At 69.9% G+C, this 6,096-nt stretch carries 5 protein-coding genes; 3 read left to right on the top strand and 2 right to left on the bottom strand.

Annotated elements, in window-relative coordinates:
- Positions 1-56 precede the first annotated feature (56 nt).
- Both D7V97_RS38575 and D7V97_RS38570 read left to right on the top strand, forming a co-directional pair.
- The gene (locus D7V97_RS38575; protein WP_120615584.1) at positions 57-818 is read left to right on the top strand and encodes an ABC transporter permease; all 762 of its coding nucleotides are present in this window, start codon (positions 57-59) and stop codon (positions 816-818) included.
- A 105-nt stretch (positions 819-923) separates the two neighbouring features.
- On the top strand, positions 924-1,934 hold the full coding sequence (locus D7V97_RS38570; protein ID WP_120615583.1) for an ABC transporter substrate-binding protein: 1,011 nt from the start codon (positions 924-926) through the stop codon (positions 1,932-1,934).
- A gap of 25 nt (positions 1,935-1,959) precedes the next feature.
- Here the strand turns inward: D7V97_RS38570 and D7V97_RS38565 are convergent, their stop codons facing one another.
- Positions 1,960-2,421 carry a hypothetical protein gene (locus tag D7V97_RS38565; RefSeq protein WP_147445154.1) on the bottom strand — a complete coding sequence of 154 codons (462 nt, stop codon included), beginning with the start codon at positions 2,419-2,421 and terminating at the stop codon, positions 1,960-1,962.
- A gap of 215 nt (positions 2,422-2,636) precedes the next feature.
- Here D7V97_RS38565 and D7V97_RS38560 point away from each other — a divergent pair, with 215 nt between their 5' ends.
- Positions 2,637-3,629, top strand: a complete 993-nt coding sequence (locus tag D7V97_RS38560; RefSeq protein ID WP_120615581.1) for an NYN domain-containing protein — start codon at positions 2,637-2,639, stop codon at positions 3,627-3,629.
- A gap of 73 nt (positions 3,630-3,702) precedes the next feature.
- Here the strand turns inward: D7V97_RS38560 and D7V97_RS38555 are convergent, their stop codons facing one another.
- On the bottom strand, positions 3,703-5,742 hold the full coding sequence (locus tag D7V97_RS38555) for a PilZ domain-containing protein (protein WP_120615580.1): 2,040 nt from the start codon (positions 5,740-5,742) through the stop codon (positions 3,703-3,705).
- Positions 5,743-6,096 lie beyond the last annotated feature (354 nt).

The following is a 6,096-nucleotide window of genomic DNA, read 5'->3' as shown; positions in this document are numbered from 1 at the left end:
GACCCCTTCCAGCCTGCCGCGGCCCAGCATCGTCACCGGCCGCTGAGGACCCCTCCATGCTGAAGTGGGCGCAGAAGCTGGGAATGCTCGTGCTGCTCTTCGCCCTCTGGGAGGGGCTGTCGCGCTCGGGCGTGTGGAACAAGCACCTGTTCCCCGGTCCCCTCGAAGTGCTGGAGAGCCTGTTCGCCATGGCCCGCGACGGGCGGCTGGGCGGCGCCACGCTGCGCTCCATGGGGCGGCTCGTGCGCGCCTACGCCATGTCGGTGTGCATCGGCGTGCCGCTGGGGCTGCTCATCGCGCGGCTCGCCTTCTTCCGCAACGCGGTGAAGCCCGTGGTGACGGGGCTCCAGGCGCTGCCCTCCATCTGCTGGCTGCCGCTGGCCCTCCTGTGGTTCGGCCTCAACGACAGCGCCATCCTCTTCGTGGTGGTGATGGGCAGCGTGCTGGGCATCTCCATCGCCACCGAGGACGCGGTCAACGGCCTGGATCCGCAGCTGGCGCGCGTGGCCCGGACGCTGGGCGTGCGCGGCCTGCGCTTCTACTTCGGCGTGCTGTTGCCCGGCGCCCTGCCCGGCATCGTCACCGGCCTCAAGCTGGGGTGGAGCTTCGCGTGGCGCGCGCTGCTCGCGGGCGAATTGCTCTTCGTCTCCGGCGGGCTGGGCCAGCTGCTCACCATGGGGCGCGAGCTGATGGACGTGACGCAGGTGATGGCGGTGATGCTCGCCATCATCCTCATCGGCGTCACCGTGGACCGGGTCCTCTTCCAGACGGTGGAGGCGAAGCTGCGCCGCCGGTGGGGCCTGACGACGTCGTCTTGAGGCGGCCGCGTGTGAGCCCGGTGTGAGCCTCACGACGCTTCACGTCATTTCACCCTCAAGGGCATTGAAAACCGGCACGGCTTGCCCGTTAGCGTGAGGGCACCCATGCGTTCCCCGCGTCCAGTGCCCGGCCTCGTCCTCCTCTGCGTCCTCCTGACCGGCGTGTCGTCGTGCAAGCGCGACACCCCGTCCGGCGCCAACGCGCCGCTGCGCGTGGCCTTCTTCCCCAACATCACGCATGCGCAGGCGCTGGTGGCGAACTCGGAGGGGCTGCTGGGGTCGCAGCCCGGGATGGGCCACGTGGAGGTGCGCCAGTTCAACGCGGGCCCCGCCGCCATGGAGGCGCTGGTGGCGGGCTCCGTGGACGTGGCCTACGTGGGGCCCGGCCCCGCCATCAACACGTACCTCAAGGCCGGCAAGGAGCTGCGCATCATCGCGGGCGCGGTGAACGGCGGCGCGGTGCTGGTGGTGAAGTCCGCGAAGACGGCCGCGGACCTGAAGGGCAAGAAGCTGGCGACGCCGCAGCTGGGCAACACCCAGGACATCGCGCTGCGCCACTGGCTCAAGGAGCAGAAGCTCAGCATCTCCGCGGACGCGGGCGGCGACGTGCAGGTGATTCCCATCAGCAACCCGGACATCCTGGGCCAGTACCTCCAGGGCGCCATTGAAGGCGCGTGGGTGCCGGAGCCCTGGGGCGCGCGCATGCTCGCCGAAGGCGGCGGCCACATCCTCGTGGACGAGCGCGACCTGTGGCCGGACAAGCGCTTCCCCACCACGGTGGTGGTGACGACGAAGAAGGTGCTGGAGACGCAGCGCCCGCGCATCGCCGCGCTCCTGCGCACGCACGTGCGGCTCACCGAGCGCTGGCGCGCGGACCCGGCCGCCTTCGCCACGTCCACCAACGCCGCCTTCGGGCAGCTCACCCACAAGCCCCTGCCGGCGCCGGTGCTCCAGGACGCCTTCTCCCGCCTGGAGCCCAGCCTGGATCCGGTGCCCGCCGCGCTCGCGACCTCCGCCCGCCACGCGAAGGAGCTGGGGTTCATTCCCAGCGACGACATCGCGGGGCTGGTGGACCTGAGCGTGCTGGACGAGGTGCGCGGCGCGAAGGCGAACTGAAGTCCCCCTCCGACCTGGCGGCGCGCTAGTCCAGCTTCTCGCCAGCGATGGACAGGGCCACGTTGTTCGTCTTTTCCTCCACCTGGTAGACGGCCACGACCTGCTGGCCCTTCTGGGGCAGCTTGCTGATTTGCAGCGCGCTCATGTCGAGGGGCACCACCGGACCCGACACGTCCTGGACGTAGAGCGTCAGCCCGTCCTGCTTCACCACCGGCCCCGTCACCTGGAGCATCCGGTCCGGGTCGGGATTGATTTGCCGGCTTGCCTGGTTCTGGGTGAGGCTCGCGGGGTTGCTGTCCGAGACGGTGCCCACGACGTTGGACGGGCTGGTGCTGGCCCGTTCGCTGAGTATCCCCCTCGCGCCCAGGTCCTGGGCCCTCCCCACATTGGGTGCTTCCGCCCGCCCCAGGCCGGGTCCCAGCAACAGACCGAGCATTGGAGCGGTGAACAGCACTGCTCGCCATCCTCCGGGGAATCTGCGCATCATCGTTACTCCTCCGTGGCATGGGGGCGCTGCCCCCTGGCTCACACCTCAACATGGGGTGGAGGGCGCTGAATGTTCAGCGGCTGAACACGGGCCGTGCCCGTGGTGGCGGCTACACAGTAGGGTGCAGCACGCACGGGCCAGGGACCGCTCGCGGCTGGCCCCCCTGTCTGTCTTTCTTCGCGCCGCGTAAGCGCGGCAAAAAATACGAGGCACCTTTGGCTGGACGTACCGACGAGCAGCACCGCATCGCCCTCTTCATCGACTTCGAGAACCTGGTCACCAACACCGGCATCAGCTCCAACAACTTCGACCTCCAGCCCGCGCTGGACCAGCTGCTGGAGCAGGGCAAGGTCGTCTTCCGCCGCGCCTACTGCGACTGGTCGCGCTTCGCGGACGCGAAGGTGCGCCTGCACGACGTGGGCGTGGAGCTGGTGGACGTGCCCCCCTCCACCCGCGCCGGCAAGAACAGCGCGGACATGCGCCTGGTCATCGACGCGCTGGAGCTCTGCTACGCGCGCGAGCAGATCGACACCTTCGTCATCGGCTCCGGGGACAGCGACTTCTGCCCGCTGGCGTACAAGCTGCGTGAGAACGGCCGCACCGTCATTGGCCTGGCGGTGAAGGAGGCCAGCTCCCGCATGTTCGTGAACGCGTGCGACCAGTTCATCTACATGCGGCCCAAGTCCCGGGGCGACAAGGAGAAGGAGCACGGGGGCAAGGGCCACAAGGGCGACAAGTCCGACGAGGGCCGCGGCGGCAAGCGCGGCGGCAAGGGTGGCAAGGACGAGGGCAAGGGCCACAAGGGCGAGGCCTCCGGCAAGGAAGGCCACGAGGGCAAGGGCGGCAAGAGCAAGGCCGAGGTGCCCGCCATCGCGCGCGAGGTGGTGCAGAGCCTGCTGCGCCGTGCCACCGGCCCGCTCAACCCGTCGCTCATCAAGGAGACCATCGTCCGCAAGGAGCCCGACTTCGACGAGCGCGATCACGGCTTCTCCACCTTCGCGCGGCTCCTGGAGGCGCTGGAGCAGGAGGGCCTGTTGCGCCGCATCCAGCAGGGCCGCCAGGGCTACGTCGTGGGCCCGGACACGGACCTTCCCGTGGCGACCGAGGGCAAGGGAGGCAAGGGCCGCAACGCCAAGGCCGCCGCGCCCGTGGAGGAAGAGGACGAGGAGCTGGAGTCCTATCCGGACCCCGAGGACGAAGGGCTCTAAGCGGTAGCAGCAGCAGCACCGTCGCCGCGGGCCGGGGAAGAAGACCCCGGCCCGTGCGGACGACGGGAAGAACTCAGGCGGCGCGAGGCGTGGTGGACTCGCACAGGTGCTCGAGGAACTCCGGCAGCAGGCGGGCGGACATCACCCACAGCTTGCCCTCGCCCAGGTCCGCCAGCGACACGCGCTCCGCGTACTCCACGCAGGTGGACTCCACGTAGTGGACGAACACCTTGCGGTCGCGCGCGCGGTACCAGTCCGCCGCGCGGCCGAGCAGCGCCACGAACGCGTCCTGCACCTCCGGGCGCGCGTCGTCCTCCAGCGGCACCAGGCGCACGCCGTCCAGCACGTTGAAGAGGTTGAGGCCCGGCTGAGCGGACTCGAACACCGCCATCGCCACGGCGCGGCCCTCGTGACGGGCCACCACCAGCTCGCGCTCGCGGGACAGGCCCGCCTCACCCCAGCCGGTGCGCATCTGGCTCAGGTCGAAGCGCTCGGGCACCAGGTCCAGCGCTTCACGGTAGGCCTCCGGACGGGTGCTGGCCACGCGCTCGAAGAAGCGCGTGCGCTCCTCCGCGGTGGGCGTGTCCAGCGCGATGCCAGCGGGCACCGCCCAGGGAGAATCCACCTCGCCCTCCATCAGGCGGAAGGGCACGAGGCACGTCTGGCCGGTGTGCGAGTACCAGTTGGCGAAGTCGAACTTCGTGTAGCGCACCCAGCGCACGTTCGCCTCGCAGTAGGCGAAGAACCACTTCACCTCCGGATCCGCCTGCGTGGGCTCGTAGCCGCGCAGGTAGATGTCGCGCAGGGCTTCGCGCGCGGTGGACTTGCTGTTGGCGGGCTGGTGCCGCGCCAGCTGGTGCGCCATCCAGCTGCCCGCGTAGGGCTTGAGGACGGACAGCGTGGCCTCCACGCCATCTTCCGCCGGGCGCACCACGCGGTAGCCCAGGCGGGGCTGCTCCTGGAGCTTGTCCTGCGTGTGGTCGAACTGCTCGCGCAGGTTGGTGAACTTCTCCGGCTCCTTGCCCGGGAGGCGGAAGTAGCCGGAGCGCTCGAAGAGCTTCCAGGTGGAGTCATTCCAGTCGCCTTCCACCTGGGTGGTGGGGTGGGCCTGGGTCTCCACGAGCGCCCGCCACGCGCGGGCCCCTTCGGCGTCCAGCGGCCGGACGGACACGCCGCAGCGCCGTCCGTGGGGCGTGCTGGAGATGTTGCGCACCTCCGCGCGCAGCCGCACCGGGGCGTGGCCGTCCAGCGCCACCTCCATCACCGGCAGGCGCAGGCCCGGGTACATCAGGTCCTCGCCGGGCTCGGTGAGGAAGGACAGCCCCTCATAGGAGACATCCAGCAGGCCGCGGCGCACGTGCACCTGGGGCCAGAGCGGATGGTCGAACTCCAGCGTGCACGACGCGCTGGCCTGGGTGCGGCGCAGCCAGCGGTGACGGAAGCGCACGAGCGACGTGGGCACCGGCATCACCAGCAGGTCGCCTTCCACGCGCGCGGCCTCCGCCTGGAAGTGCACCACGCTGCTGTAGCCGAAGGCCTCCACCGTGAAGGGGCCCTGCGGGAGCGCGCCGTGCAGCTTCCAGCCGAGCATGTCCTGCAGGGGCTCGAAGAAGGAGGCCGTGACCTCCACGCGCTGACCGTCCTGGGTGCGCAGCACGCCCCGGGCCTGGCGCGACGCGAGCGCCTCACAGATGCGCGCCACGCGGTCCGCGCGGTCAATCTGCTCGCGCCACACCGGCCGCGTCTCCGGCGTAAGCAGCAGGCCGTTGTCGCGCAGCGACTCCAGGAGCCCCACGATGCGGCGGCCCGCGTCGAGCGGCGGCGCGACGAAGCGCAGGCTGACCTCCGGCCGCGCGTCATTGACGCCAATCACTTCCGCGTCGAGCGCGGTGGCCCACCGCTCGCCCTCGCCCACCACCACCGACGCGGCCTGGCCCTTGCGAGGCACGGTGCGCGAATCCAGGTGGAGCGTTAAGTGTTCCAGGGACAGCTGCACCAGACGTCCGGGCGAAAAGTCCGCGCCAAATGACGCCGCCGCGTTCAACTTCGTCCCCACCCGATAACCGAGAAGGGTTTCGCGGCCAGCCGGCGCGTCCTGAGTGTCCGTGTGCATTGGGGGGCTCCCTCGATGTCCTACGGGGCGGAATTGTACAATGTCCGAAGAAACTCTGCGCTCCCCAGTTGCGGCGGACCCAGGGAACTCGGATTCCCACAGAGTGGAGATCATTTGCCCCTTCTGCACTCAGACCTTCGGGCTGTAACGGCAAGCTCCGTCCAGACTGTTACGGACTGGCCGCTCACGTGCCGGGAGTTCCTTCCACGAACAGGAGCATGACCTTCTGAGACGGGTGCACACGTGGCCCCCTCGGGTCGCGACCAACCCGGAAAAAGGGGGTCATTCCGGTACTCCTGACGCGCGGGGCATGTCGCATGTCAGGTGGTGGGACACCGGCGGACGGGGGAGGGG

This window comes from Corallococcus sp. CA053C (assembly GCF_003611675.1).
Taxonomy (GTDB): domain Bacteria; phylum Myxococcota; class Myxococcia; order Myxococcales; family Myxococcaceae; genus Corallococcus.
The sequence above is the reverse complement of the archived record's forward strand: the minus strand, read 5'-3'. Positions and strand labels throughout refer to the sequence as shown.

Excerpts from the sequence above, each read along its gene's own strand:
- D7V97_RS38575 (WP_120615584.1), top strand. The coding sequence starts at position 57 with ATGCTGAAGTGGGCGCAGAAGCTGGGAATGCTCGTGCTGCTCTTCGCC.
- D7V97_RS38565 (WP_147445154.1), bottom strand. The coding sequence starts at position 2,421 with ATGATGCGCAGATTCCCCGGAGGATGGCGAGCAGTGCTGTTCACCGCT.
- D7V97_RS38570 (WP_120615583.1), top strand. The coding sequence starts at position 924 with ATGCGTTCCCCGCGTCCAGTGCCCGGCCTCGTCCTCCTCTGCGTCCTC.
- D7V97_RS38555 (WP_120615580.1), bottom strand. The coding sequence starts at position 5,742 with ATGCACACGGACACTCAGGACGCGCCGGCTGGCCGCGAAACCCTTCTC.